Origin of the sequence: Pseudoalteromonas sp. MMG013, assembly GCF_018100885.1 — a bacterium.
GTDB classification, from domain to species: domain Bacteria; phylum Pseudomonadota; class Gammaproteobacteria; order Enterobacterales; family Alteromonadaceae; genus Pseudoalteromonas; species Pseudoalteromonas aurantia.
The window spans coordinates 175,652-201,343 of record NZ_JAGJEE010000004.1 but is presented as its reverse complement, the minus strand read 5'-3'; the positions used below and the strand labels follow the sequence as shown (position 1 = coordinate 201,343).

Genomic DNA, 25,692 nt, shown 5'->3' with positions numbered 1-25,692 from the left:
TTTTGGAGATTATCGACGTACATATAGTCAATGAGTTAAAGCAACGTTCTATCGCTCAGATTTTATCAAAGTATCAAGCATCTAAAGAAGCACTCGGGGTATTAGATCCGGATTGGTCCCCAGAGCATGCTGTTGCCGTATTGTGTGAAAAAGATCTAGAGAGAGATGCAATTCAGTTGATTGCACATGGTTTACCCGTGATGGTGGCAATTCGTTGGGGCGTACGGGTACTCAAACAAAAGGGGGAATTAACGCGCGATCATGAGAAATTACTCACGTGTGTCGAAAGTTGGCTACAATCTCCAAATGAAACTTTGCGTATAAGATCGCAGCAATTAGCAGAGCGAATAGGGTTAGATGTTGATATAGGCTGGCTTGGCTATGCGGTATTTTGGTCTGGTACTGGCTCAATTGTGGCACCAGAGCTGCCAGTTGTTATGCCTCCAGATAATATGGTAGGTCATGCTATTAACGCTGCCATTTTATTGTCTATGATTGATAGAGCGTAATTTTTTTAGAGGTACTTATGCCATTTGCAACGACACACATTTTAAATACATGGAAGTCTGATACGAATATACGGTTAGCGGCCCGTGGAAAATTACTTAGAAAAGTAGATTCGAAAGTGGCAGCCTATTCGAGTACGCCGACACCTGAGTTTTTTAAAGAGCTTAAAAGTGCTTACTTTTTATGGCAAATCAGTAAAGAAGAGAAGTATTTAAATTTAGATGGCTGGCGCTCAAGCCAACGAAATCAATCAGATAAGAACTTTCCAGTAGAACGATTACATAACTTTTTATTCCCTGTCGAAGAAGATCAGCAAGTTGATGATTTTTCTTTACTATTGGCGAAAGAAGCAAAGCGTGACTGCGTACGTATATTATATGGCAGTAAAGCCAAATTTCTTTACAAAGATGATTTAAAGGAAATGGTCAAACAGGCCAAAAAAGATATTACAGAATCACGACGTGAAAAAACAGAAAATGACCGGCAAACACGTGCTAATTATAATGAAGAGCAACAAAGTGAGTCATCGGAAGTTAATCAAATAGCCAACTCTATTGCTGCGCAAATGAGAACGGGTAATGTGATGGCAACAAAGGTAAAGCTAGGGTATGAATGGATCAAAGACATTGCTCAAACTATCTTTGAATTTTTAAAAGGTATTGCTGAAGACTTTGTGAGATTTTTGAGTGATTGTTGGGCGAGTATTCGCAGTTTATTGATTAGTTTGGTTGCGGAAATTTGTATTGCTTTAGTACCCGGTATTAACTCGATTGTGTCGGCTGGCAAGTCAGTAAAAGAATACACAGATGCAGTGAAGTTAGCGGCAAAAGGGTGCTATCAAAGATACAAAGACAGTAAAACCATGACGCTTGCTAGTAAAACGTATCAGCTTAGAACGGCATTGATGACGTTCGCAAATAATCAGTTCTTGCTAGCAATGAGAGACGCAGCTGTACAATTAGTGAAAGCATTGGAAAATAGTTTTTCAGTTATGTCAGGGATCATGGTGCCTGGTAATGTAAGCAAGGTTTTAACGTTAACTGCATTTTATATTCAGAAAATAGCCGTGTTAGCAAAAGAGTATTATTTTACGCGCAAGCTCAATCGGCATTTATCAAAAATAAATAAATATAACCCTTATGTATCCGATGAGCTATTAAAGGACCCACTCATTGCAGCATATCTCATTGTTAACGCGACTGATTCCACTTTATTTGCCACCGTTCGTGACAATGATGATATGGCCGTGTGGTTAGATTATTGTTCTGAACACGTCTCTGAGTTTGAGTCATTGAAAAAGCGGGCTCAAGAGTATATAGAGTCTCGAAAAATTCGTTTAAAAGGACTGAAGACTAAATCGGATGAAGTTGGACCCGCGCCATTTTTGCTCACAGTGCAAAACTTTGATAAATCAACCTTAAGCAAAGTTGAGTTGAGTAAGCCCAATTCATTACTGGATGACATTCGACAATTTGATAAGTCTTCGTTAAAAAAAGTGGATACGGAAGTTAAACGGGGTAAAGGGTTATTGGATGAAATTGAGCTTCATAACAATAGTGGGTTAAGAAAAACCAAAACGATTGAAAAACAGGGTATTGGGGTCCTAGATCAAATTACTCGGTTTAATAAAAAAGAGCTAGAGCAGGTTGAGACAGAGGTTAAGTCTGGCACCAGTGTACTTGATCAAGTTGAATTGTTTAACCGTAAGAAGCTTGGGAAAACCACAACGGTTATGAAGCGTGGTATGAGTACGCTAGATCAAATAGAGTTATTTAATAAAAAGACTTTGGCGCAGCAAAATACAGCGCAATTTGATTACTTGGCGCAAATTAAAAAATTAGAAATGGCATTGCAGGGGGTCGATTTTAAAATGATCAATCGCACTCTGATTGGCAATAAGTCATTACGAGAATCATTGAATGCCTTGGAAAATCAGCCGGTTTCAGTTGCTCAGTGGAAAAAGCTTACATGGGTTAAATTTGGCCGCCGTCATGAGATAACAAAATCAATAGATGCAGGTGTTGGTATTTATTTCAAATTCTTCACGCAGCGAGCACAAGGTATGATAAGGCCTAAAAACTGCCAGGCAATCGATGGGTGTTTAAAGCAAATTTCGCAAAGGTTAGAAATTCTACAGCGTGATGTACTGTACCCAGTGCAAGCATGGCTAATGCAGTTGGATGCAACTCACCGAACCAGCCCGAGGAGGCCGGCAATGACTCGACTCAATGCCGCGGCTCAGTCTGAGCGCAATGCTTTACAAACATTGGCCATGGAACTTGAAAAATTGAACAGCAGTTATACTGTGATTGCAGGACAAAAGCATTAAGCATGTATAAATGCGATGTAATATTAAGGTCATGGTGTTTTTTTATAGGGATTACTATAGTTAGTTTTCGAAAAACGTTGATGACCTTTGAGTGTGTTAAATTAAATGAAAGTAAAAACGAACAATGACGATTAGCCCTCAAGAAAGTATCAAAGCGGCGAAAAGTATTGGTAATCAGTTAGCAACGCCAGTTTTAGCTGTTTGCCTTATATTTAGTGTGCTGAGCGCGCTGTACTGTACTTTTATTATTTATCAAAAACATAGTCGGTTTCAGAATGAGATCCGGGCACAAGTGCAGCAACAGACTTTTTCCGCAGCCCAACAAGTGGGGGATAAGTTAGCTGCGACTATGAGCGCAGTAGATAATTTCGCACAAAGTATAACAGCTTTGGAAGATAAGCAGCTGGTGCCACAAATGGTCGAGCAAGAGTTCAATGACAATTTGGATTTATTCTCTCTCAATGTTACGTTTCACCCCTATAAGTTTGAACGCTACACTCGCTATTTTAGCCCTTATTTTGAGCGCTTAACGGGCGTCGACCGTCAATTTAATTTGGTGGATTATGATAAACCTGACATTGAGTTTAGTTGGTACCATCGTCCATTAAAAGAAGGTCCTATTTGGACGGAGCCTTATTACGAGTCGCAGAATAGCGTGTTAATGAGTACTTACTCAGTTCCTTTCTTTGCATCTGTCGAGGCGCAGCGCAATGGTGATGCACCCATTGGGGTGGTGCCCTCCGACGTGTCTTTAGATTATTTAACAACGTCATTAAAGAAGTTAAAGTTTGGCTTAGGTGGCTACGGCACTATTTTTTCGACTCAGCAAAATTTGATTTCTCATCCGGTATTTTCGTTTGTACGTGAAGGGGAAAATGCTGCGAGTTTATCTGAACATTCAGAGTTTAAATTTTTAAAAAAAGTACAAGGTTGTTTTGCCGAAGATTTGACGTATTTATTTTTTAATGGCGAAACCATGGATAATGATGAACATTACGCCGCGTGTACCAAGATCCCCCATACTGATTGGGTTTTGATCACACGTATGTCGGCGGATATGTTCGAAATGGATAAAGATGCTAGGCGGCAAATGAATATTGTTGCGGTCAGTTGTTATGCCGCGGCATTGATGTTTGCTATCTTTCTATTGACTCGCCAGCGTAAAATTAATTGGACGCAGAATAATATTTCAGTGTCACTCATATTGGTTTTTAGCACCGTGACTGTGCTGGAATTTGCACGGAGTTTTAACTCGATAGAAGAAGACAGTACGGTGGTGATTACATCAACCGCACAACGAGAAGCACTTGAGACCAGTTATCGTAATCGCATGTTGCAAATGCGCATTGCTGAGCCTAACTATGTGGCGACAGGTATTTATGTCGAATCTATTGAGTTTGTAAATGCCAATAATGTTCACTTGACGGGGTTAGTATGGCAAAAATTGACGGCGAAGCAACGCGATGTGATCCCGGCCAGCGTGAACTTCAATGAAGCAATAGAATCAACGATAACAGAGCAATACCGAAAAGAGTTAAATGATGGTGGTTTGGTTGTTGGTTGGTACTTTTCAGTGATTACGCGTCAGCAATTTGATTACTCTAAATACCCATTTGACCATAAAAATATCGTATTGAGGCTTAAAGGAGCGGATTTGGGCAGCAGTATTGTATTGGTACCAGACTTAGAAGCTTATGAAAAGTTAGGAAAAAGAGATAATCCTGCCATGGCTAAAGATATTGTGATGGAAGAATGGCGCCTCAAGCAAAGTTACTTTAAGTATACGTTTCAAAACTACAATACGAACTTTGGAATGGATAGCTTTGTCAATCAAGATATTAGCCCTGAACTTAATTACAGTATTAACATTGAACGCGAATTCTTAGGCCCATTTGTTACGACGCTATTACCAGTCATGGTGATGGTGTGCTTATTGTACGCATGTATTGTGAGTATGGCATATACCCCATATGGCGACTTGAGGAACAATATTACCGCGGTTGTATTTACCATATTGCTAGCGCATTACAGCATCCGTGAGCACTTACAAATAGATGAAGTGGTGTACTTTGAAATATTCTATTTTCTGCTGTATTTCTTAGCGTCAATCTTCATGTTTATCGCGCACAAATACTATAAAGCGCAAGCGACACGCGGTAATGCCAAACTTTACAAAAAAATTGCTGGTATATGGTTTTGGCCAGTGCTGACAACACTGATTTTTATGACAACAATTTCGACATATTATTAAGGAGAACCTGTGAAGAGTGGCAGTGAAAATGCAGAGTTATTGGCGGGTGTACCTGAGGCACACTCTGCAGTGTTTGCAAAGGTTGCAGAAGAAACAAACTGTGTTGTTTCAACCCGTGCAGTGGGGATCTATGCCACACAGTTGATTAATGAAGGTTATGCGACCAAGGGCTATCATGTAAAAGCGAAATCATGTGATTGGGGTCCGATGTCAGGTTTTGTACTAGCCGATCCTGCACTTGGGAAGAAAGGCACAGGAGGCAGCGCAATTGGGTGGCAAGAAAATAAAGTTGCAGAGGCGATAAATAAGTATGGTGCGATGGCGATTCCATTGTATATATCTGAAGTGCGTCGCAGTGGGTTGCCAGCATTGATGATCCGAGCGAAAAAACACTACAAAGAAGAGAAAGTCAGTGATGATATGTATAACATTACGGCTGCGGCAAAAGACGGGCAGCATCATAAATTTGTTTTGATTAAGGTCGCCACATTACAACAAGGCTCAAAAGCGTATAGCCCAGGGAACGGGGATTGGGCGGTATGTTATGCACCAGATAACGCCTTAGCTCAAGCGTGCACGGGTGCCAGAAAGCAGGTTATTACGCTCGAGTCAGGGCAAACTTACACTCAGTTGTGTGGGCTAACAAACCCTTTGGGATATGGTGCTAAAGCGCCTTCTAATTTTAAAGGTGTTCAGACTGGAGATTATGACTTATGGGGGGTTTTCCCTAAAGAGCGCTTTTTCTCTGAAGAAGAGCAGCAAGTTGTAAGGGCTGCAACCAACGGTAAAAAAGATAACTTCTTACAACGCGATGTAGATGGCAGTGATAGATTTATTCGTACTTATGATGAATACGGCCGCCAGGAAGGTGCACACACGGGCAATTTGTCCTTGCTATTGGAAGAAATTGCAGTACGGGTAAATGCTGGATGTATGAAAGCCGGCAGTGGTGGTTGGGTGGTGCATCACAGCGACGAGGCTGGTCGGCCTATGGTAGATGAAATTGATTATGAAGCGGTTGTGTATTTTCCTGATGGGCGCATTTGGATCATGGAAAGTGAGCAAGATGTGAGGACGCTACGTGCTCAGTTGGTGCAAATGCAATATGTTCCGTTATTTAACCCTATCTGGAACTTCAAGTTAGGTTACCAATGGATGAAAATTTTGGTCGAGTGGCTTGATAGGCACGGTTCAATGAAGGGTTTTCCATTGAAAGAGTATCAAAATCTGACTTTGGGGTTGTAAATAGAAGAAATGGCTGTTTTAACAGCCATTGCTACGCACAAAAATCAGCCAATCAGTACGTTAGGCATCCCTAATATGATATTGCCTCCATGGCTTGTCATGTCGCCCATTCTTACAGCTGGTCGGCCACTGATCAGAACGGTGACACTGCCTTTTACGATACTATCGGGAGGTCCAACACAGACCGCTAAGTCACCGACTACAGCAGCAGGCATGCTACCAATTAATACATTTGGTACACTTGGTCCAGAAATCGGGCCTCCAACGTGAGGCACTATACCGGTGACCATAGGGCAAACATGCATATCCGTGATTCTCGCAGCGGGTAATCCTGGCATATTTATTCGCTTGTATTGTTTATGTTATACAGAATGAGTGTACGTAATTTAGCGTGAACTGCAATCTATTGGTCTATATTTTGTCACACACCAGACGGAGCTGAATGTCATTTTTTACAGATGCCGTAGTGCCATACTAGCGTATATCACTGCGTCCATTAAGTTTGCGGGGGAAATACCGAAGTCTGTCGATATAAATATCTTTTTAGTATTCGCTACCATCAATAAATTACAGTAAAATAGTTAGACTAACTTCCATCACTCGGCAGACTGTAAAAACAACTGTCCTGACATTGAGATCATCATGAAAAAAACTTTTGCTTTGACACACCCTAAGTTGAAACCTGCGCGTTTAGTTGACGCAATCAAATATGAAGTGAAGAAATACCTTCGTCGAGAGCGCAATAAGACATTGCCAGCAGGGGTTGATTATTGGGACTTCGATTGTCGATTTGGTCACACTGAGTCGCAAGCAGATGTTATCAAAGTACATGAAATTAATAAGTGTATCGATGAAGCAGCACGTTTAGAACAGCCGTCATTTTATTTAGAAGTGCTCGTAAAGGAAGGTTTTAAAACATCTTCTGATGATATTGATTATGATGATGCTGAATAATTACTAACATATTATTTGATGATAAAAAACCAGTGCTTTGTCACTGGTTTTTTTATGTGTACAACAGAGCCATATATCGCTTTATAGGGACATACTGGCGCGTTGCAATAAAAACGTCATACAACCTTGGTAGCTTGTTCGATTATCACTCAATAACTTGGTCTGAATTCAGTGGACAATGCGCCAAATAGAACGTTGCTTGATTTACAAGCGTTAGAAGATATATTGCAGCAGGGCGCTGTGCGTACTTTATTTCAGCCAATATATGATATTTCTAAGCAGAATATTCTTGGCTTTGAAGCTTTGAGTCGTGGGATTTCTGGAACGAGTTTAGAGTTTCCAGAGCGTCTATTCTGTATAGCCAGTGAACAAGGAAAGCTGTCGGAATTAGAACTGTTGTGTCGTGAAAAGGCTATCGCACGGTTTGTTGAGCAGGATTTACCAGGCAAGCTGTTTATCAATGTTAGCCCTAATACGTTATTAGATCCAAGTCACCCCAAAGGTGAAACGTTACACTTAGTTGAAAAATATGGCTTGTCTGCAAATCGAGTCGTCATTGAAGTAACAGAGCAAGACAAAGTAGACGATGGATTTTTGCTACTCAAAACCATCGAGCATTATCGTCAATTAGGCTTTAGTATTGCCATTGATGATTTAGGGGCGGGTTACTCGGGATTAAAGCAGTGGTCAGAATTACGTCCAGATTTTGTTAAAGTTGATAGATACTTTATCGATTATTGTGATCAAAGTATTGTTAAAAAAGAGTTTTTAAAATCAATTATTGAGCTGGCAAAAGTCACTAAAACATCAGTGATTGCAGAGGGTATTGAGCGGTTAGAAGAGCTCACTCTACTCGAAAAACTGGGCATAGTGCATGCACAAGGTTTTCTGTTGGCAAAACCCGCTCGCCAACCCCCACGTGCACTAGAAGCCAGTCAAGTCACTCAATTGAACTTACGTTCTCAAAGTAATCACAACGAAATGTCGATGTCGGTTGGGTGTTTAGCGCAAATTGAAGATGCAATAGGGCAAAGTACGCGCTGTAAAGATGCCCATAAACGGTTTGAACAGAATAAATCACTGATGAGCCTAGCAGTTATCAATGCGAAACAACAGCCTGTTGGGTTGTTGCATCGGGATCAGCTGACAGAAGTTTTTGCTGCGCCTTATGGTCACGCATTGTATGCTAAAAAGTCGGTTGTTGAACTGATGGATAAACAGCCCCTTGTTGTCGATGAAAACGCCAAGCTTGATGTCGTAAGTCAGCAGATCACAGAACAAGAATTTGATATTCGACGCCATATTATTGTTACGAGAGATCTTAAGTACCTAGGACTTGCACCGCTGCGAGATATTTTAAAGCACATAACCGAAGAAAAAATACGTCATGCTCAACATGCAAACCCTCTGACTATGCTACCAGGCAACGTAGCCATTAATGAAGCAATTGAACAACGTTTACGCAGACAAAATACCTTTTCATTGGCCTATGTGGATTTAAATCATTTTAAGCAATTCAATGATTTATATGGTTATGCAAGCGGTGATAGTGTGATCAAGTTATTGGCCGATGTGACGGTTCAAGTGTGCGATCAAAGCAGCTGTTTTGTGGGGCATATAGGGGGAGACGACTTTATGGTGGTATTTGATGGTGATGATGCTGAGCGCTTATGTCATCAGATAATTAATCAGTTTGAGTTGCAGTCGAAAGCATTTTTTACATCTGAGCATGTTGAAGCGGGGGGGTATTGGGCGACAAATAGGGAAGGTCAAAAGCAGTTTGTGCCTTTATTAACACTGTCAATCGGGTTAGTCAGACCTGATTTAGAAAGTTGTAATAACAGTCATCAGGTAGCTGCATTGGCGACGGATGCCAAAAAAGAAGCGAAACGCTACCGCAATAGTTATTTGTTTGTTTGCAATCGTCGTAAACCAGCGGCCCCGATAGTGAGAATAAAAACGACAGTACACGAGTGTTCCGTTTAAATAGCTGTGTCGTCCTTAGAATGCATGATGACAGTTGATATATACTTTAGTAGGTAAATTCGATTTTTTATTCAATGCAGTCGATAAGCCTTGAGTAAATGTGACCTAACGTGTAGCTTAAATGAAAACAATTTTGGAGCGAGCATATGGGGAGATTCATATGGCTTTGCCTATTGTGTAGTTGGGCTAATACATCTTATGCGGTGTCGACTTTATATGTAGCGAAAGAGCAGCGCGTGCTTTATGACCGCGATTTATATTTGTATGAGTTACTTGATAGAGCATTAATTGCAGCGCAATTTGACGCGAAAGTAGAGCATATTCAAGTTCACCCACATCAACAGCGAACTTTACTTGCTTTAAGCAGAGGAGAGGTGGATTTACATTGGAGTATGACCAGTCCTGAAAGAGAGCAACTGGCGATTGCTATACAGGTCCCGTTATTTAAAGGTTTTATTGGTAAACGAGCGCTATTGGTGAACCGTGCGCATTTGTCACGCTTTGAAAAAATACAAACAAAGGCTCAGTTAGCAAAATTGACCGCTGTTCAAGGGCATGACTGGCCTGATACGAAAATACTGGCATTTAATGATTTACCAGTACGGCCTATGTCTAAATACCAAGCTATGTTTGCTATGGTAGCGCGTGGTAAAGTTGATTATTTTCCACGCTCTTTTATTGAAGTCGGATCTGAGCTTGCTGAGCGACAGAATGATGACCTCGTTATATTGCCCAATTTATATTTGTACTACCCGAGTGCATTTTATTTTTTTGTAAGTAAAAAGAAACCTGAGGTTGCTAACGCCTTGAAAAAAGGATTGGCGTTGATGCAACAAAATGGTGAATTTGACATGCTATTTGAGCAGTATTTTGCCGCTAAATTTAACGCATTACCAATGCAAGATGCACGAGTAATAACGTTGAGAAACCCGTACTTTGAAAATAATTAAACGTGGCATATTAAAGACAATAAAAAAGGAGGCAATTGCCTCCTTTTTTGAATATTTATTTCATTAGCACAGTAATGATTCTGTCAGTACTGGACGAATTTCTTTAACCACTAGTTGGCAAAGCTTAGGTGAGCCACAAATAACGTTACCACTTTGGTTATAACCTGCACCACCAGCGAAGTCCATTACCATACCTCCCGCTTCTTTAACGAGTAGTTCACCTGCTGCGGTGTTCCACGGCTTTAAGCCTAGTTCAAAGAAACCGTCAACACGACCTGCTGCAACATAAGCCATATCTAATGCAGGTGAACCTGCACGACGAATGTCAGCTGTATGAATAAACAATGTTTTGAACGCTTCTGTGTATGCGTCTAGGTGATGCTTTTGCCTGAATGGGAAGCCAGTGGCTAATACAGAACCTGCAATTTCGTTACTTTTAGTAACGCGGATGCGGGTATTGTTTAATTGAGCGCCTTGTCCACGTGATGCTGTGAATAATTCACTACGAATAGGATCGTAGATAACAGCTTGGTCTACGCGACCTTTTACTTTTAATGCAATTGAGACTGCAAAGTGAGGAATACCCTTGATGAAGTTAGTTGTGCCATCAAGTGGATCGATAACCCATTGGTAATCTGCATCAGAGCCTGTAATTACACCTAATTCTTCACCCACTAAAGAGTGATCAGGGAAGGCTTTTAAAATCGTATCGCGGATGATCGCTTCAGCGTCTTTGTCTATGTTAGTTACAAAGTCATTGCTGCCTTTTTGTTGGGCTTCGACTTTTGATAAATCTTCACATGCACGTAAGATCACTTTACCTGCATTACGCGCAGCGCGTACCGCAATGTTTAACATTGGATGCATAGCATTACCTTTGGGTTGTAAAAGAACAGTATTATTTCAAGCCGGCGTATTTTAGCGACTTTTGATACAAAGTAAACAATAATTGTGAAATTAAATTGATGGTTTTTTGTACGCCCATGATCTTGTGGAACTAATTTTTTTACTGCGGGTTTTACTATGGAGCTGTTCACAAGCTGTGATAAACTCCCGCATTATTTTTCTCAGGGCTTATTAACATGGCATTAGAAGACATTCGCATTGTATTAGTAAATACATCTCACTCAGGCAATATTGGCTCAGTCGCACGGGCGATGAAAACAATGGGATTATCCAAACTCTATTTGGTAGACCCGGCCTGTGAAGTTGATAGTCATGCGAGTGCTTTAGCTGCGGGGGCAACTGATGTGCTTGGTGCTGCGAAAACCGTCAGTACGTTATCAGAAGCCATTGATGGTTGTGCATTAACGATTGGTACCAGTGCACGTTCGCGGACACTGTCATGGCCAATGGTTAACCCTCGTGAATGCGCTGAGAAATTAGTTCAAGAGTCAAATACAGGCCCTGTAGCCTTGGTTTTTGGTCGAGAGAATAGTGGCTTAACAAATGAAGAGCTACAGCTATGTAACTTCCATGTGTGTATTCCAGCAAACCCAGAGTACAGCTCTTTAAACTTAGCTATGGCAGTGCAAACGTTAACATATGAAACACGTATGGCATTTCTTGCCACACAAGATGCGGTAGTTGAAGAGGACGACGTAGTTTATCCGAGCGCAAAGCAAATGGAACTATTTTATGAGCATTTAGAAAGTACGCTCAATGAAACTAATTTTATTGTAAAGCAGCACCCAGGTATGGTTATGACTAAATTGAAGCGTTTGTTTAATCGTGCACGTCCTGAAGATCAAGAGCTTAATATTTTGCGTGGTATTTTAACCTCGATAAATAAATCGACACAAAAATAATCATTGTGAGTAGGCTGTTCAGTCGAACACGATTTGCTCAAGATAATACTTGACTAAATTACTCGGGTAATTACAATGTGATAATACTTGAGTAGTTTAGTCGGGTATTTGGGCAATATCTGTGATTAGACTGGTATTACAAGTGAGTAATACTTGACTATCTTAGTCAGGTAATTAAAATTTGCGCTTTGGTAATCAAGCTCGGGGGCTTTATGAAATTAACATCGAAAGGCAGATATGCGGTAACAGCAATGTTAGACGTTGCGTTGCATACTAAAGCTGGTCCAGTCCCTCTTGCTGATATTTCTGGTCGTCAGGAAATATCTTTATCTTACCTAGAACAATTATTTGCTCGATTACGTAAACATGGGTTAGTGAGCTCAGTACGAGGTCCGGGCGGCGGCTATTTACTTGGTCGTGATGCGCAAGCAATCTCTGTAGGGGATGTGATAAATGCGGTCGATGAATCAGTCGACGCGACACGTTGTCACGGAGAAGGGGGCGGTTGCCAAAGTGGGATGCGATGTTTAACGCACACACTGTGGTCTGATTTAAGCCAGCGTATCGAAGATTTTTTAAAAAACATTTCCCTTGCCGAATTAGTCGCGAATTCTGAGGTGCAATCTGTTGCATTACGTCAGGATAACAGCGTCAATAGTGCGATGAAGCAATTAGACAATATTCAAGTGAGCTGTCAACTTTAAGGTTGGCGTCAAGCGGAGAAACAAATGAAGTTACCGATTTATTTAGATTATGCAGCAACCACTCCGGTTGATCAGCGTGTTGCCGATGAAATGATGCAATGCCTGACAATGGAAGGGAATTTTGGCAACCCAGCATCTCGCTCGCACCGTTTTGGGTGGCAGGCAGAAGAACTTGTTGACCAAGCGCGTAATGATATCGCTGATTTAATTAACGCAGATCCGCGTGAAATTGTATTCACTTCTGGCGCTACAGAGTCAAACAACCTTGCAATTAAAGGTGCGGCTAACTTTTATCAGAAAAAAGGTAAGCATGTCATCACGGTAAAAACCGAGCATAAAGCGGTTATTGATACATGTCGCGAGCTTGAGCGACAAGGGTTTGAAGTAACCTATATGGAAGTTGAAGAAAATGGCTTGCTTGACCTTAAAAAGTTAGAAGCGACAATGCGTGAAGACACTATTTTAGTGAGCGTAATGCATGTAAATAACGAGCTAGGTGTTATTCAAGACATTGCTACTATTGGTGATATGTGCCGTGAACGCAAGATTATGTTCCATGTTGATGGTGCACAAAGTGCAGGCAAAGTTAAAATTGACCTGAAAGAGTTGAAAGTTGATTTTATGTCTTTCTCTGGTCACAAAGCATACGGGCCTAAAGGTGTTGGTGCACTGTATGTTCGCCGTAAACCACGTGCTCGTCTTGAAGCGCAAATGCATGGTGGTGGTCATGAACGCGGTATGCGCTCTGGTACTTTGGCAACACACCAGTTAGTTGGAATGGGCACAGCATTTCGTATTGCAAAACAAGATTTCGAAAAAGATCACGCACACATCAGTGCGCTTCGTCAGCGTTTGATTGATGGTGTGATGGGTGAAGATGGCATGGATGAAGTTTACTTCAATGGCTGTATTGAACAGTCGGTACCAGGTATCGTAAACATCAGTTTTAACTTTGTTGAAGGTGAGTCTTTGTTAATGGCCGTGAAAGATATTGCGGTATCATCAGGATCAGCCTGTACTTCAGCGAGCCTTGAGCCTTCATATGTATTACGAGCATTAGGTCGTAACGATGAACTTGCACATAGTTCAATTCGTTTCAGTATTGGCCGCTTCACAACAGAAGAAGAAATCGACTATACCGTCAAGCTAATGAAAGAGTCGATTGGCCGCTTACGTGAAATGTCACCGCTTTGGGAAATGCATCAAGAGGGCATAGACCTAGACAGCGTTGAATGGGCACACCATTAAGCATTAAGCAATTTTTGTTTGTAGCTTAGTGCTATGAGCATATAGTGAGGAAAGTATTATGGCGTATAGTGATAAAGTAATTGACCACGTAGAGAACCCACGTAACGTAGGTTCTTTAGACAAAAATGATCCAAATGTTGCAACTGGTATGGTTGGTGCACCAGCATGTGGTGACGTAATGAAATTGCAAATCAAAGTATCTGATGGCGGTATTATTGAAGATGCTAAGTTCAAAACGTATGGCTGTGGTAGCGCCATTGCGTCTTCATCATTGGTGACTGAATGGGTTAAAGGCAAATCGCTAGATGAAGCTGCTGAAATTAAAAATACCGATATCACCGCAGAATTAGAATTACCACCAGTGAAAATACACTGTTCAATCCTAGCAGAAGATGCAATTCAAGCAGCAATTGCTGATTACAAAAGTAAACAAGCAAAGTAAGAGTAAATAGTTATGGCAGTGACATTAACAGACGCGGCAGCAGATCGAGTTAGAACCTTTTTAGACAATCGCGGCAAAGGGCTAGGTTTGCGTGTTGGCATAAAAACCACGGGCTGTTCAGGTCTTGCTTATGTACTCGAATTTGTTGATGAGTTAAGTGAAGGTGATGAAGTTTTTGAACACCAAGATGTGAAAGTCATCATTGATGCTAAGAGCTTAGTGTATATTGATGGTACAGAACTAGACTACACAAAAGAAGGTTTGAACGAAGGGTTTAAATTTATTAACCCAAACCAGAAAGATGAGTGTGGTTGTGGAGAAAGCTTTACTGTTTAACTTATTCGTTTTACGGATGTAACATACCTAAAAATACTTTTGGGTATAGGGCCCTGCTTTGGTGGGGCTTTATTGTATTTTAGCAAAGCCTTTTATAAGTGAATAAGTGATATGCGTTACTTTGAGTTGTTCGGTATTCCAGTAGCCTACGATGTTGATTTAGTTAAAATTAATAAACAGTATTTAGATTTACAGCGTGTTATACATCCTGACAAATTTGCCGGAAAGAGCGAACGTGAAAAGCTACTTGCAGTGCAAAAAACAGCTGAAATTAACGATGCATTGGCTGTGTTAAAACACCCTCTGAAGCGTGCTGAATATATGCTTAGCGAGCGTGGCGTTGATATTCGAGCGGAACAACAAACATTGCAAGACCCGCTCTTTTTAATGCAACAAATGGAATTACGTGAAACGCTCTCAGAGTTACCTGATAGCAGTGATGTTGAACAAGCCATTGAAGACTTCGAAGCTGAAATTGACGCATTAGATAAACAATATAGTGCGCAGCTATTTACGCAATTAGCCGATGATGCTAATGAAAGTGCATTACAGGAAGCTGCTGACAACATTCGTAAACTTAAGTTTGTATTTAAATTACGTGACGAACTCGCACGTATTGAAGACAGTTTATTTGATTAATTTTACAGGCTGACCTTTTCGAAGGTGAGCTGCAAAGTGAAGAGCATAATGGCCTTATTGCAAATTGCTGAGCCGGGGCAGAGCGCGGCACCACATGAACATAAACTCGCGATTGGTATAGATTTAGGGACTACTAACTCATTAGTTGCTACGGTACAAAGCGGTGAAGCTAAAACGCTGACTGATGTATCTGGTGCAGCTATGTTACCTTCTGTGGTTAGGTATCACCAGCAGCAGATCGTTGTTGGTCAGCAAGCTCAGCAGGCATCTGTTGAAGACCCAACTAATACCTTAATTTCAGTGAAGCGTTTTTTAGGTAAAACGTTAGCAGAAATCGAGCAAAGTTATGGTCAGTTGCCTTATGAGTTTATTGAGCAAAGCGGTAACGTTGCGATTAATACTGTCGCCGGTGCAGTTAATCCAGTTCAAGCATCAGCGGAAATACTCAAAACATTGAATCAACGTGCAGTTGAAAGTTTTGCTGGTCAAGATATTCTGGGCGCAGTGATCACGGTGCCTGCCTATTTTGATGATGCACAACGTCAAAGTACCAAAGATGCAGCTGAACTTGCTGGGCTCAATGTGTTAAGGCTACTAAATGAACCTACGGCAGCTGCAGTAGCTTATGGCTTAGATTCAGGCCAAGAAGGCGTTATTGCGGTTTATGATTTAGGCGGCGGAACGTTTGATATTTCTATTTTGCGCTTAAACCAAGGCGTCTTTGAAGTCTTGGCAACGGGCGGTGATTCTAGTTTAGGTGGCGATGATTTTGACTCTATGCTGGTGTCATTGTTTAAATCAAAAGTGGGTATTGATGATTTAGACGCGCACGAATTACGCTTATTTATGAACAAAGCCAAAGCATGTAAAGAAGCGCTGAGTGGCTATAAAACGGTTAACGTTAAATTAGACATTAGGCAGCAAACGCATACAGTGTCGGTGACACAAGGTGATTTTGCTGACCTTGTGATGCCTTTGGTGAAGAAAACTCTACGTGCTTGTCGCCGTGCTGTTAAAGATGCCGGTGTGACTAACGAAGAAGTACTGCAGGTTGTTATGGTGGGTGGCTCGACACGGATGCCGGTTATTCGTGAAAACGTGGAAAGCTTCTTTGCAAAACAGCCATTGACCTCTATCGATCCAGATAGGGTGGTTGCATTAGGCGCGGCTATTCAAGCTGATATTTTAGTCGGTAACAAGCCTGACTCAGATATGTTGCTATTGGATGTATTACCCTTGTCGCTTGGTCTTGAAACGATGGGTGGCTTAGTTGAGAAAATCATTCCGCGCAATACCACAATTCCAGTCGCGAGAGCGCAAGAGTTCACCACCTTCAAAGATGGTCAAACGGCGATGTCGTTGCATGTACTCCAAGGTGAACGAGAGCTGGTTGACGATTGTCGTTCTCTGGCCAAATTTAGCTTAAAAGGCATACCGCCAATGGCTGCGGGTGCTGCCCATATTCGTGTGACGTTTAAGGTGGATGCGGATGGGTTATTGAGTGTATCTGCCACAGAAAAATCAACTGGTGTCCAAGCTGACATCCAAGTTAAACCTTCGTTTGGTTTATCTGATGATCAAGTTGCTCAAATGCTTAAAGACTCAATGAGTAACGCCAAAGAAGATATGCAAGCGCGTATGCTAAAAGAGCAGCAAGTAGAGGCGCTCAGAGTACTTGAAGCTTTGGAAGCCTCTTTGCTAACAGACAATAATTTATTAAATGAGCAAGAACTTGCTGATTTACGTGAAGCGATGACGAAGTTGACAAGCATGCGTGAGCAAGCAACGTCACCGGATCAAATTAAGAGTGCCATTGAACATGTTGATGCCGCAAGTAGCGAATTTGCATCACGTCGTATGGATGTATCAATTAAACAAGCACTGCAAGGGCAGTCTGTAGACGAGGTGTAATATGCCACAAATCATCTTTTTACCCCATGAAGAATTATGTCCTGAAGGCGCGGCTATTGAAGCACCTAAAGGGGAAACAGTATTAAACGTGGCATTGAAAAATGGCATTAGCATTCCCCATGCATGTGAGAAATCGTGTGCATGTACCACTTGCCACATTGTGGTACGTGAAGGGTTTGACTCATTAGATGAAAGTGACGAATTAGAAGATGACATGCTGGATAAAGCATGGGGATTAGAGCCCGAATCTCGCTTAGGGTGTCAGGCTATTATCACGGATGAAGATCTGGTGGTTGAAATTCCCAAGTATAATTTGAACATCGTAAATGAAGATCATTAATAGTTAGGGGCTGTTGATCTTTCAGGTTCATTTTTGCAGCAGTTTGATTGGATTTTATACAAGGCAGAGGCTGCGTAGCATGGTTATTCCATGTGAGTCAGCCGATAACATAGTAGAAAAGCCAATCAAGCGCTGCCTACCGTTCTTTTGAGCATCCCTTTCTCTTTGTTGCTTAATATTCGCTTAGATTACTAGGCCACATATTAAGCGCCGTGATAAAAGCACGCTCAAAGAGAACAAAAATAGAACAACAAAGATCAACAGCCCCTAGTCTCTGTCATTTATTGTGATGAAAACCGTAGCCATGTGCTGCGGTTTTTTGTTTGCAGCACTATAACTATGGCATATTGACGGTCATAGGTAGATTGAAGGAATACCCAGATGCAATTGCTTCTTGAACATGAACATTCTTTTATCAATGGTACATCTTATCAAACGACTAATACATTTACCGTATTAAATCCGGCGAATCAAAATGTCGTGAAAGTGGTCTCGTCAGTGGATGAGAAAGGCAGTCAATTAGCTTTGCACGGTGCACAGAAAGCACTGAGGCAATTACGCTGTACGTCAGCTATACGGCGCGCTGAGGTTTTGAAGAAATGGCATGCTTTAATTTTGTCTCATGAACAAGCTTTGGCTGAGTTAATGGTATCTGAGCAAGGCAAACCTTTGCATGAAGCCATAGGTGAAGTACGTTATGCGGCGAGTTTTGTGGATTGGTTTGCACAAGAAGCAACGCGCAGTTACGGTGAAGTTATCCCAGCACAGGATGGTAAGCACCAATTGATGACGATAAAGGAAGCGGTGGGCGTGGTACTGGGCGTAACACCTTGGAACTTTCCGTTAGCAATGATCACCCGTAAAGTCGCGCCAGCGTATGCTGCAGGGTGTAGTTTTATATTAAAGCCTTCGGAAGAAACGCCATTGAGTGCGATAGCGTTAGCTAAGCTCGCAAATCAGGCCGGTATGGAAGCTGGTGCTTTGCAGGTTTTATTAACGCAAGAACCTGCAGCGCTTATCGCTAAATACTGCCAGCACACAGCGGTTCGTAAGTTAACCTTTACTGGCTCAACCACAGTCGGGCGAATTTTATTGGCACAATCTGCTGCAACGGTAAAACGGACATCCATGGAGTTAGGTGGTAATGCGCCTTTTATTGTATATAAAACAGCAAATATTAAAAGTGCTGTGTCTGGCTTAATGACTGCGAAGTTTCGCAATAACGGACAGGCATGTGTGGCAGCCAATCGGGTGTTAGTTGAACAAAGTTGTATGGTGCCCTTTATAGAGGAGTTAACTGAGGCGACTAAGAGGCTACGGGTAGGTGAGGGGATGGACCCAGCTACAGATTTAGGCCCTTTAATTACTTTAAAAGCGAAAAATAAAGTCATGGCACTGGTTGAGGCAGCTCTTGGCCAAGGAGCGAAATTACATTATAAAGGAGATGAACTAGGCGGCTTATTTATGTCACCTATTATTTTGACTGATGTATTGCCAGAAATGGATATTGCGCGACAGGAAATTTTTGGACCCGTTGTAACTGTGATGTCATTCGTAGATGAACAGCAAAGTGTGGCATTGGCGAACAATGTAGAGGAGGGGCTCGCGGCCTATTTTTACTCACAAGATGTTGCGCAGATCCACCGAGTGTCACGAAGGCTTGAGTATGGCATGATAGGTATTAATGAAGGGATGATCTCTAATTCAGCCACACCGTTTGGTGGTATAAAGCAGTCTGGATTAGGGCGTGAAGGTGCAAAACAAGGACTAGATGAATACTTAGAAGTTAAATATCTTAGCCAAAAGTTTGATTAACGCAAATTTTGCAATGACTTTCTATTATTTTAAAAGCGCTGTAAACTTGTTCGCCTGTTTATATTTTGTGGTCACATATGGTTGTTGGGAATACAAGAAAAAAAGGGCACTTACCGCTACTCGTTGTACTTGCAGGTGGTTTAGGCAGTCGTTTTGGTGGTAACAAGCAGATTGCAGAAATTCCTGGTTTAGGGCGATCTATCATGGAACTCAGCATTATCGATGCGCATAATGCTGGGATCTCTGAAATTGTATTAGTGATCAATGCTGCAATTAAACCTATTGTACAGGCGCATATTGTCCCGCGCTTGCCGCAATCATTAACAATCCATTTAGTGGAACAGTGCATTACCGATGTACCTACTCAGTACTTGGAATTAGTCGATAAACGAAAAAAGCCTTGGGGCACCGGCCATGCTTTGTTAGCAGCCAGAGCCTATATTACCAAGCCTGCCATTGTAATAACTGCGGATGATTATTATGGGCCACAAGCATACCATCAATTAGTCGCGCATTTTGCTAGCACATGTGGTGATGAGCAGCATATGGCTATGGTGGGATATCCGATTGGACTCACGCTGTCGAATCAGGGCGGAGTTAATCGTGGTTTATGTAAGCTGGATCGAGGCTCACTTTCATCCGTGGTTGAATGTCTTAACATCAGTAAACAAGGTAGTAAGCTTATTGGTGAGTGTGCGGGTCAGGTTACCGAGATTAGCAAAAGTACACTTGCCTCCATGACATTTTGGGGGATCACACCTATACTCATGATGCATTTGGCGGACGGGTTTTCACGGTTTTTAGATATTCATGACAACGTTGTCAAAAAAGAGTATTATCTGCCAGATTGTATTCAAGCCTGTATATCCTCGAATCAAGCTCACGTAACGGTTTATTCAGCCATGGATCATTGGTATGGCATTACATTTAAAGAAGAATTAGACACAGTGGCAGGAAAATTAAATGAATTACGTCAAGGATGAGGGGATCTCAGCCGCTTCAGAAACGCAGTTAATTAATGAGGTACGCATGAATAATACTGCGATAGCGCAATATTTATCGCAACAGTTTGGTTTAAACAGTGAGCTAGCTGTCATGAATCCGATTGGCAACGGTCATATCAATACCACAATGTTATTAAAAGATGGTCGGCGAGCGATAGTCGTGCAAAAGCTCAATACCGAGGTTTTTCCAAAACCAGAGCAGCTTGTTGAAAATGCTCGAGCAATAGAACAGCACTTATCGATTAAATCTGAGAAGGGTGAGTACCAATTAAATATAATTAAACATTTACCAACTATCGATGAAGGTTATTTGGTTGTACATAATGGTGATGTATGGCGTGCGTTAGAGTTTATTGGCGGCAGTTATAGCGAAGATGTGGTCAATAGTGCTTCTAAAGCACAAACAGCAGCGAATGCATTTGGTCAATTTGCGCAAGCTTTAGAGGACTTTAATGCGAGTGAACTGCATCATGTGATCCCTGATTTTCATAATTTAGCAAAGCGTATCGAGATGTTTGAAGAAGTGCTTGCACAAGACAAGCATAATCGAGCGCATAGCTGCTTAGCTGATATAGTATTTTGCCAAAGCCAATTTGACCTCGCCGATGAACTAAAAGCACTTTCTGGCGCCATTCCGCTGCGACCTTGTCATAACGATACTAAAATTAACAATATGCTGTTTTGTAATCAAAATGATTCAGGTAAAGCGGTTATTGATTTAGATACTTGTATGCCAGGTTACTGGTTGTTTGATTTTGGTGATATGGTGCGCACCTTTTGCTCTCCAGAAGCTGAAGATTCGACAAATTTAAATCGTGTTAAGGTAAGAGAAGATATTTTTGAAGCGATTGTAAAGGGTTATGTAACACCTTTGTCTAGCTTGATAACTGAACAGGAAAAACACAGTTTTTTATTAGGTGCTAAAGTGATGCCATTTATGATAGGCCTTCGTTTTTTAACCGATTATCTAGACGGCGACAATTATTTTGCAACGAAGCATGAAAACCATAATTTAGAGCGGGCTCAAAATCAGTTTACGCTTTATCAAGATGTGGTCGCGAAAGAGTTGACATTACAGAGTATAATTACTCAAAATTAAAAAAAGCGCTTCGGCGCTTTTTTTAATGTTTACCTGATTTGCTGGTCGCATCAGCTTACCCGTAATATATGGTCAAATGTAGTGGTAATATCAAAGGATAATAATAATGAAAAAATTTAACCGCCGTGATTTTTTAAAAGCAGCGAGCGCAACCGCCGCTGCAAGTGTGGTGGCTGGGTGTGCGCAAAAAAATCATACCTTACCAGAATTACCACCAGCACATGGTCAGTCAGTGATGGGGCTCGTTGTACCAAAAATGCCAATTGTTCGAGTTGGCTTTATTGGTGTTGGGCAGCGGGGTTATGGCCATGTGAAGCGTATGAGCCATATTGAAGGCACAAAAATTGTTGCGATCTGTGACACACATGATGCGGTTTTGGAACGTTCTTCTTATTATTTAGAGGAGAAAGGGTTGGAAAAGCCGTCGTTATACACAGGAACTGAGCACGCCTATCAGCAGATGCTAGCACGTGATGATATAGATATAGTGATCATTTCTACACCTTGGGCATGGCATGCACCGATGGCCATAGATACTATGAATAGCGGAAAACACGCATTTGTTGAAGTTCCTCTGGCATTGACTGTCGAAGAGATGTGGCAAATAGTCGACACAGCTGAGAGAACGCAGAAAAACTGTATGATGATGGAAAATGTCAACTACGGTCGCGATGAACTCATGGTTTTGAATATGGTTAGGCAAGGCCTATTTGGCGAACTTTTGCATGCAGAAGCGGCCTATATTCACGAGTTGCGCTGGCAAATGAAAGAGATTGATCATAAAACAGGATCATGGCGTACGGCATGGCATGCGAAACGAGATGGGAATTTGTACCCAACGCATGGGTTAGGTCCTGTGTCACAGTATATGAATATTAACCGTGGTGATCGTTTTGATTATCTAACTTCAATGAGCTCACCAGCATTGGGGCGCCGCGCATATGCACAACGTGAATTTTCTGCTGATCATCGGCGCAATCAGTTGGATTATATTGCGGGAGATATGAATACAACGATGATCAAGACAGTTAAAGGGCGCAGCATTATGGTGCAACATGATACAACAACACCGCGACCTTATTCCCGCCATAATTTGATTCAGGGAACGAATGGGGTGTTTGCTGGTTTTCCTAATCGCATTGCTTTGGAAAAAAATGGCACTAAGAGTTATCATGAATGGGATCACGAGATGGGACCATGGTATGAGCAATATGATCATCCTTTGTGGCTGAAAATGGGTGAGGAAGCACAGCGTAATGGGGGTCATGGCGGTATGGATTTCCTGATGTTTTGGCGCATGATTTACTGTTTGCGTAATGGCGAGCCACTAGATCAGGATGTTTATGACGGTGCTGCATGGTCAGTGATATCGCCATTATCAGCAAAATCGGTAGCCGATCGAAGTAATGCAGTGGATGTACCTGATTTTACTCGAGGAGCGTGGAAAACGGCGAAACCATTAGGTATCGTGAACATTTAAACAGTGTAGGGTGAAAATACCAATGACATATCATTTCAGAGCATATTTCGGTCTTGTCATGATGTGTTTATTGAGTGCTTGTGCGTCACGACCAAACACCTCGGCGCTTTCCGTCATTGTTGAGGATTATATTCAAGTGTACGGAGAGCGTACTGATTTTGTACGCTTTATCGATTTTTATGCAACGGATGCCATATTTGAGGATATGGTGTATGGTCATACTGCATCCAATAGAAAAGCAATAGCAAATTTCTTTGATTGGACAGCAAATAAAGTAGCAGTACTTGATAATAAAGCCGTTTTGGTGGTAACTGACAAACTTATAGATGTGCATTCAAAGCACGTGATTTTGAGTGGGTATTTTAATCGTTTTCGTTACCAAGGCAATGAATTGGGGCCATGGCGATTTTTGATCAAATTACAATTTGGATCTGACGGTAAAATTTTATATCAACAAGATTGGATAAACTACACGCCAAAGTCGCAATTTATGACGGGTGTTAATTTAAACCACCCACAGTAGTGGTCGCTAAAGAAGGTTACGGCAGCTACAATAACTTTGTTTATGCCCCCAGAGAGAATACCAATGAAATTGTCAGTTGAGATCAGTAAGTACCCGCTTCACAACGATTACATTCCTTTTATTAAAGACTTTATTGAGCGCTTGAATCAACATTCAGGACTAAAGGTGATAACAAATAATATGTCAACGCAGGTCTTCGGAGATTACGATGACGTGATGCAAGTCCTGCAACGAGAAATGAAACGTTCATATATAGAATACGGAAAAATAGTCTTTGTATGTAAATTTATTTCGGGTGATTTGTCAGCCAATGATTGAATTTATAAGTAAAGCATTTTCAGGTTTTGTTGCGATGTCGTACTGGGAATATATTGCGGTCTTTTTGTCTTTGGCTTATTTGCAATTAGCCATCAAAGAGAGTAGCTGGTGTTGGCCTGCCGCGTTTATTAGTACGTTTATCTATACAGTAATGTATTGGAATGGCGCATTATTGATGGAGTCTGCACTGAACTTTTATTATATGATCATGGCTGTAGTCGGTTGGCGAATGTGGCAGAAAACCGCAGAACAATCAGTGGTGCCAATTGTGTCTTGGTCGCTTCAGCGGCACGTGAAAATTATTATTGTAACGGCAAGTGTAGCAATATTACTAGGGTATTTAACAGACACGTATACCCATGCAGAGCTCGCATATTTAGATAGCTTTACAACGTGTTTCGCCGTTGTGACAACATATTTGGTGGCTAAAAAGGTGCTTGAGAATTTCCTTTATTGGATTGTGATCGATGCAGCGTCGATTTACCTTTATTTTGCGAAAGGTTATTACCCAACGTTAGTGTTATTTGTGTTTTATACCATAATGGTTTGCTGGGGTTATAAGCGCTGGTATGACGAGCATGAGCAACGTGAAGGGAAGTCACTACATCAATTAGAATATGACTGATAAGTATCTCAGAGCCCAACTGGAGGCGTTATTACCTGGTATAATAATTGATAACATTGTTCGCCTGCATAAAGGCTTCAACAATGATAACTTTTTGCTCACTTCTGACCGAGGGGCATTGCTGATGAAGTGTTATAGAGGTGGCTTATCACAGCCCTTGTTAGACGCACAACATGCGCTAGCTGCACAAGGAATTACGCAAGCTGTGATAGCTTATAGCACAGAGGCGCATACTGCGATATTTGAATTCTTTACTCAAAAAAAACCATTTGTAAATCTAGATGAAAGAATAGTGAGGAGTTTAGTTAAACTTCATGAGTACCAAGGCTTTTTGGATCACGAGAAACTGGATATAGTGCAACAAGTTATGCAACTAGATATGTGTCAGCTTATGTATGCAAAGGAGCAATGTGATAGGGCTGTATCGGTCATTAATTTGCTTCCAGAAGATTTGGCATTTTGTCACAATGATTTGGTATATGACAACTTAATTAATGCAGACACCGGCGCGAAGATAATTGATTTTGAATATGCACAATACAATGACCTTTATTTTGACTTAGCGGCATTGAGTTGTAGTTTTGATTTAGGTGAGATTGAGTGTGCGGCATTGCTACAACAATACTACATGTTGCGTAATATCCATATGCCTGACTATGCGGGTACGAAATTAAAAGCTTACCAAATTGCGTATTTACTACTAAGCATCAATTGGTATCAAAACAAGGGAGCTCACACTCATGCAAGCCCCTTAGAGAATAAACTAATGAGTCTACTAGATTAGATCCCGCCTAACCTTTGCGCCAGTTCTTTGTATTTTTCAACATCTGTTTTATCAAAGATAGGCTGACCATCAGCATCGTTATCTTTTGCGACAAGTAAATTCTCTCTAGCAAGTCTTTTTACACGCTCAACTTTTACGCCTAGAAATTCAGCAACTTGTTCAGTGGTCATCGGGGTCATAATAATAATCCTCTTGATATTTTTTAAGCACAATGCGGTTGTTGTTATCGAGTTACGACTCTATTGCACATTGCTCGATGAACATAAAAGGCATGTTACATCGACGAAGGTATAACTAAGCATAGTTAAATATCGTGTTTTTTGTGCAATGTATAGTGTTTTTTTGATTTTTAGATTAAAAATTAAGCATGTAGCTCACAAATGCTAGTATTTAG

Annotated in this window: 26 protein-coding genes; 23 read left to right on the top strand and 3 right to left on the bottom strand. The window is 41.3% G+C overall.

Annotated features, from left to right (window positions below; translation table 11 throughout):
• Positions 1-2: 2 nt before the first annotated feature.
• From J8L98_RS06040 to J8L98_RS06025, 4 genes are all read left to right on the top strand, one after another.
• The gene (locus J8L98_RS06040) at positions 3-509 is read left to right on the top strand and encodes a hypothetical protein (RefSeq protein WP_210995724.1); all 507 of its coding nucleotides are present in this window, start codon (positions 3-5) and stop codon (positions 507-509) included.
• Positions 510-526: 17 nt separating this feature from the next.
• A complete protein-coding gene (locus J8L98_RS06035; protein ID WP_210995723.1) occupies positions 527-2,836 on the top strand; it encodes a hypothetical protein in 2,310 nt (769 codons plus the stop codon).
• Positions 2,837-2,960: 124 nt separating this feature from the next.
• Complete coding sequence (locus J8L98_RS06030; protein WP_210995722.1) at positions 2,961-5,087, top strand: cache domain-containing protein; 2,127 nt, start codon at positions 2,961-2,963, stop codon at positions 5,085-5,087.
• Positions 5,088-5,096: 9 nt separating this feature from the next.
• Positions 5,097-6,332, top strand: coding sequence for an anthrax toxin-like adenylyl cyclase domain-containing protein (locus J8L98_RS06025; protein ID WP_210995721.1), 1,236 nt, complete (start codon positions 5,097-5,099; stop codon positions 6,330-6,332).
• A gap of 44 nt (positions 6,333-6,376) precedes the next feature.
• On the opposite strand, the gene J8L98_RS06020 is transcribed toward J8L98_RS06025, so the two are convergent.
• A complete protein-coding gene (locus J8L98_RS06020; protein WP_192508840.1) occupies positions 6,377-6,670 on the bottom strand; it encodes a PAAR domain-containing protein in 294 nt (97 codons plus the stop codon).
• A 304-nt stretch (positions 6,671-6,974) separates the two neighbouring features.
• Here J8L98_RS06020 and J8L98_RS06015 point away from each other — a divergent pair, with 304 nt between their 5' ends.
• The 3 genes from J8L98_RS06015 to J8L98_RS06005 all read left to right on the top strand — a co-directional run bounded on the left by J8L98_RS06015 (position 6,975) and on the right by J8L98_RS06005 (position 10,222).
• Positions 6,975-7,286, top strand: a complete 312-nt coding sequence (locus tag J8L98_RS06015; RefSeq protein ID WP_192508839.1) for a DUF6172 family protein — start codon at positions 6,975-6,977, stop codon at positions 7,284-7,286.
• Positions 7,287-7,457: 171 nt separating this feature from the next.
• On the top strand, positions 7,458-9,272 hold the full coding sequence (locus J8L98_RS06010; protein WP_210995720.1) for a bifunctional diguanylate cyclase/phosphodiesterase: 1,815 nt from the start codon (positions 7,458-7,460) through the stop codon (positions 9,270-9,272).
• 146 nt (positions 9,273-9,418) lie between these two features.
• The gene (locus J8L98_RS06005) at positions 9,419-10,222 is read left to right on the top strand and encodes a transporter substrate-binding domain-containing protein (protein ID WP_210995719.1); all 804 of its coding nucleotides are present in this window, start codon (positions 9,419-9,421) and stop codon (positions 10,220-10,222) included.
• A gap of 63 nt (positions 10,223-10,285) precedes the next feature.
• On the opposite strand, the gene suhB is transcribed toward J8L98_RS06005, so the two are convergent.
• The gene (gene suhB / locus J8L98_RS06000; protein WP_210995718.1) at positions 10,286-11,089 is read right to left on the bottom strand and encodes an inositol-1-monophosphatase; all 804 of its coding nucleotides are present in this window, start codon (positions 11,087-11,089) and stop codon (positions 10,286-10,288) included.
• Between the two features lie 215 nt (positions 11,090-11,304).
• Here suhB and trmJ point away from each other — a divergent pair, with 215 nt between their 5' ends.
• The 16 genes from trmJ (at position 11,305) to J8L98_RS05920 (ending at position 25,298) form a co-directional block, all read left to right on the top strand.
• Entirely contained in the window at positions 11,305-12,030 is a 726-nt protein-coding gene (gene trmJ, locus J8L98_RS05995; protein ID WP_210995717.1) for a tRNA (cytosine(32)/uridine(32)-2'-O)-methyltransferase TrmJ, read from the top strand.
• A 212-nt stretch (positions 12,031-12,242) separates the two neighbouring features.
• Positions 12,243-12,734: a Fe-S cluster assembly transcriptional regulator IscR gene (iscR, locus tag J8L98_RS05990; protein WP_010362763.1), complete on the top strand. Its 492-nt coding sequence runs from the start codon at positions 12,243-12,245 to the stop codon at positions 12,732-12,734.
• Positions 12,735-12,758: 24 nt separating this feature from the next.
• A complete protein-coding gene (locus tag J8L98_RS05985) occupies positions 12,759-13,982 on the top strand; it encodes an IscS subfamily cysteine desulfurase (protein ID WP_210995716.1) in 1,224 nt (407 codons plus the stop codon).
• Between the two features lie 58 nt (positions 13,983-14,040).
• Positions 14,041-14,424: a Fe-S cluster assembly scaffold IscU gene (gene iscU / locus J8L98_RS05980; RefSeq protein ID WP_010362765.1), complete on the top strand. Its 384-nt coding sequence runs from the start codon at positions 14,041-14,043 to the stop codon at positions 14,422-14,424.
• 12 nt (positions 14,425-14,436) lie between these two features.
• Positions 14,437-14,760, top strand: coding sequence for an iron-sulfur cluster assembly protein IscA (gene iscA, locus J8L98_RS05975; RefSeq protein ID WP_010362766.1), 324 nt, complete (start codon positions 14,437-14,439; stop codon positions 14,758-14,760).
• A 111-nt stretch (positions 14,761-14,871) separates the two neighbouring features.
• Complete coding sequence (hscB, locus tag J8L98_RS05970) at positions 14,872-15,399, top strand: co-chaperone HscB (protein ID WP_210995715.1); 528 nt, start codon at positions 14,872-14,874, stop codon at positions 15,397-15,399.
• Positions 15,400-15,447: 48 nt separating this feature from the next.
• A complete protein-coding gene (gene hscA, locus J8L98_RS05965) occupies positions 15,448-17,310 on the top strand; it encodes a Fe-S protein assembly chaperone HscA (protein WP_210995714.1) in 1,863 nt (620 codons plus the stop codon).
• 1 nt (position 17,311) lies between these two features.
• Positions 17,312-17,650: an ISC system 2Fe-2S type ferredoxin gene (gene fdx / locus J8L98_RS05960; protein ID WP_010362769.1), complete on the top strand. Its 339-nt coding sequence runs from the start codon at positions 17,312-17,314 to the stop codon at positions 17,648-17,650.
• 381 nt (positions 17,651-18,031) lie between these two features.
• The gene (locus tag J8L98_RS05955) at positions 18,032-19,465 is read left to right on the top strand and encodes an NAD-dependent succinate-semialdehyde dehydrogenase (protein ID WP_210995713.1); all 1,434 of its coding nucleotides are present in this window, start codon (positions 18,032-18,034) and stop codon (positions 19,463-19,465) included.
• 77 nt (positions 19,466-19,542) lie between these two features.
• Positions 19,543-20,448, top strand: coding sequence for an NTP transferase domain-containing protein (locus J8L98_RS05950; protein ID WP_210995712.1), 906 nt, complete (start codon positions 19,543-19,545; stop codon positions 20,446-20,448).
• Positions 20,449-20,494: 46 nt separating this feature from the next.
• Positions 20,495-21,568, top strand: a complete 1,074-nt coding sequence (locus J8L98_RS05945; RefSeq protein WP_210995801.1) for an aminoglycoside phosphotransferase family protein — start codon at positions 20,495-20,497, stop codon at positions 21,566-21,568.
• Positions 21,569-21,674: 106 nt separating this feature from the next.
• Complete coding sequence (locus J8L98_RS05940; protein ID WP_210995711.1) at positions 21,675-23,048, top strand: Gfo/Idh/MocA family oxidoreductase; 1,374 nt, start codon at positions 21,675-21,677, stop codon at positions 23,046-23,048.
• A gap of 22 nt (positions 23,049-23,070) precedes the next feature.
• A complete protein-coding gene (locus J8L98_RS05935; RefSeq protein WP_210995710.1) occupies positions 23,071-23,571 on the top strand; it encodes a nuclear transport factor 2 family protein in 501 nt (166 codons plus the stop codon).
• A 63-nt stretch (positions 23,572-23,634) separates the two neighbouring features.
• Positions 23,635-23,889 (top strand): YkoF family thiamine/hydroxymethylpyrimidine-binding protein, encoded by a 255-nt coding sequence (locus J8L98_RS05930; protein WP_192508827.1) that lies wholly within the window; start codon positions 23,635-23,637, stop codon positions 23,887-23,889.
• Positions 23,885-24,514: a nicotinamide riboside transporter PnuC gene (pnuC, locus tag J8L98_RS05925; RefSeq protein WP_192508971.1), complete on the top strand. Its 630-nt coding sequence runs from the start codon at positions 23,885-23,887 to the stop codon at positions 24,512-24,514. The genes J8L98_RS05930 and pnuC overlap by 5 nt, the downstream gene beginning before the upstream one ends.
• Complete coding sequence (locus tag J8L98_RS05920) at positions 24,507-25,298, top strand: phosphotransferase (RefSeq protein ID WP_210995709.1); 792 nt, start codon at positions 24,507-24,509, stop codon at positions 25,296-25,298. The genes pnuC and J8L98_RS05920 overlap by 8 nt, the downstream gene beginning before the upstream one ends.
• Here the strand turns inward: J8L98_RS05920 and J8L98_RS05915 are convergent.
• Entirely contained in the window at positions 25,295-25,477 is a 183-nt protein-coding gene (locus tag J8L98_RS05915; RefSeq protein ID WP_192508825.1) for a helix-turn-helix domain-containing protein, read from the bottom strand. The two genes, J8L98_RS05920 and J8L98_RS05915, sit on opposite strands and share 4 nt — an antisense overlap.
• Positions 25,478-25,692 lie beyond the last annotated feature (215 nt).

Excerpts from the sequence above, each read along its gene's own strand:
- J8L98_RS06035 (WP_210995723.1), top strand. The coding sequence starts at position 527 with ATGCCATTTGCAACGACACACATTTTAAATACATGGAAGTCTGATACG.
- J8L98_RS06030 (WP_210995722.1), top strand. The coding sequence starts at position 2,961 with ATGACGATTAGCCCTCAAGAAAGTATCAAAGCGGCGAAAAGTATTGGT.
- J8L98_RS06020 (WP_192508840.1), bottom strand. The coding sequence starts at position 6,670 with ATGCCAGGATTACCCGCTGCGAGAATCACGGATATGCATGTTTGCCCT.
- J8L98_RS06015 (WP_192508839.1), top strand. The coding sequence starts at position 6,975 with ATGAAAAAAACTTTTGCTTTGACACACCCTAAGTTGAAACCTGCGCGT.
- J8L98_RS06005 (WP_210995719.1), top strand. The coding sequence starts at position 9,419 with ATGGGGAGATTCATATGGCTTTGCCTATTGTGTAGTTGGGCTAATACA.
- suhB (WP_210995718.1), bottom strand. The coding sequence starts at position 11,089 with ATGCATCCAATGTTAAACATTGCGGTACGCGCTGCGCGTAATGCAGGT.
- trmJ (WP_210995717.1), top strand. The coding sequence starts at position 11,305 with ATGGCATTAGAAGACATTCGCATTGTATTAGTAAATACATCTCACTCA.
- iscR (WP_010362763.1), top strand. The coding sequence starts at position 12,243 with ATGAAATTAACATCGAAAGGCAGATATGCGGTAACAGCAATGTTAGAC.
- J8L98_RS05985 (WP_210995716.1), top strand. The coding sequence starts at position 12,759 with ATGAAGTTACCGATTTATTTAGATTATGCAGCAACCACTCCGGTTGAT.
- iscU (WP_010362765.1), top strand. The coding sequence starts at position 14,041 with ATGGCGTATAGTGATAAAGTAATTGACCACGTAGAGAACCCACGTAAC.
- iscA (WP_010362766.1), top strand. The coding sequence starts at position 14,437 with ATGGCAGTGACATTAACAGACGCGGCAGCAGATCGAGTTAGAACCTTT.
- hscB (WP_210995715.1), top strand. The coding sequence starts at position 14,872 with ATGCGTTACTTTGAGTTGTTCGGTATTCCAGTAGCCTACGATGTTGAT.
- hscA (WP_210995714.1), top strand. The coding sequence starts at position 15,448 with ATGGCCTTATTGCAAATTGCTGAGCCGGGGCAGAGCGCGGCACCACAT.
- fdx (WP_010362769.1), top strand. The coding sequence starts at position 17,312 with ATGCCACAAATCATCTTTTTACCCCATGAAGAATTATGTCCTGAAGGC.
- J8L98_RS05955 (WP_210995713.1), top strand. The coding sequence starts at position 18,032 with ATGCAATTGCTTCTTGAACATGAACATTCTTTTATCAATGGTACATCT.
- J8L98_RS05950 (WP_210995712.1), top strand. The coding sequence starts at position 19,543 with ATGGTTGTTGGGAATACAAGAAAAAAAGGGCACTTACCGCTACTCGTT.
- J8L98_RS05945 (WP_210995801.1), top strand. The coding sequence starts at position 20,495 with ATGAATAATACTGCGATAGCGCAATATTTATCGCAACAGTTTGGTTTA.
- J8L98_RS05940 (WP_210995711.1), top strand. The coding sequence starts at position 21,675 with ATGAAAAAATTTAACCGCCGTGATTTTTTAAAAGCAGCGAGCGCAACC.
- J8L98_RS05935 (WP_210995710.1), top strand. The coding sequence starts at position 23,071 with ATGACATATCATTTCAGAGCATATTTCGGTCTTGTCATGATGTGTTTA.
- J8L98_RS05930 (WP_192508827.1), top strand. The coding sequence starts at position 23,635 with ATGAAATTGTCAGTTGAGATCAGTAAGTACCCGCTTCACAACGATTAC.
- J8L98_RS05920 (WP_210995709.1), top strand. The coding sequence starts at position 24,507 with ATGACTGATAAGTATCTCAGAGCCCAACTGGAGGCGTTATTACCTGGT.
- J8L98_RS05915 (WP_192508825.1), bottom strand. The coding sequence starts at position 25,477 with ATGACCCCGATGACCACTGAACAAGTTGCTGAATTTCTAGGCGTAAAA.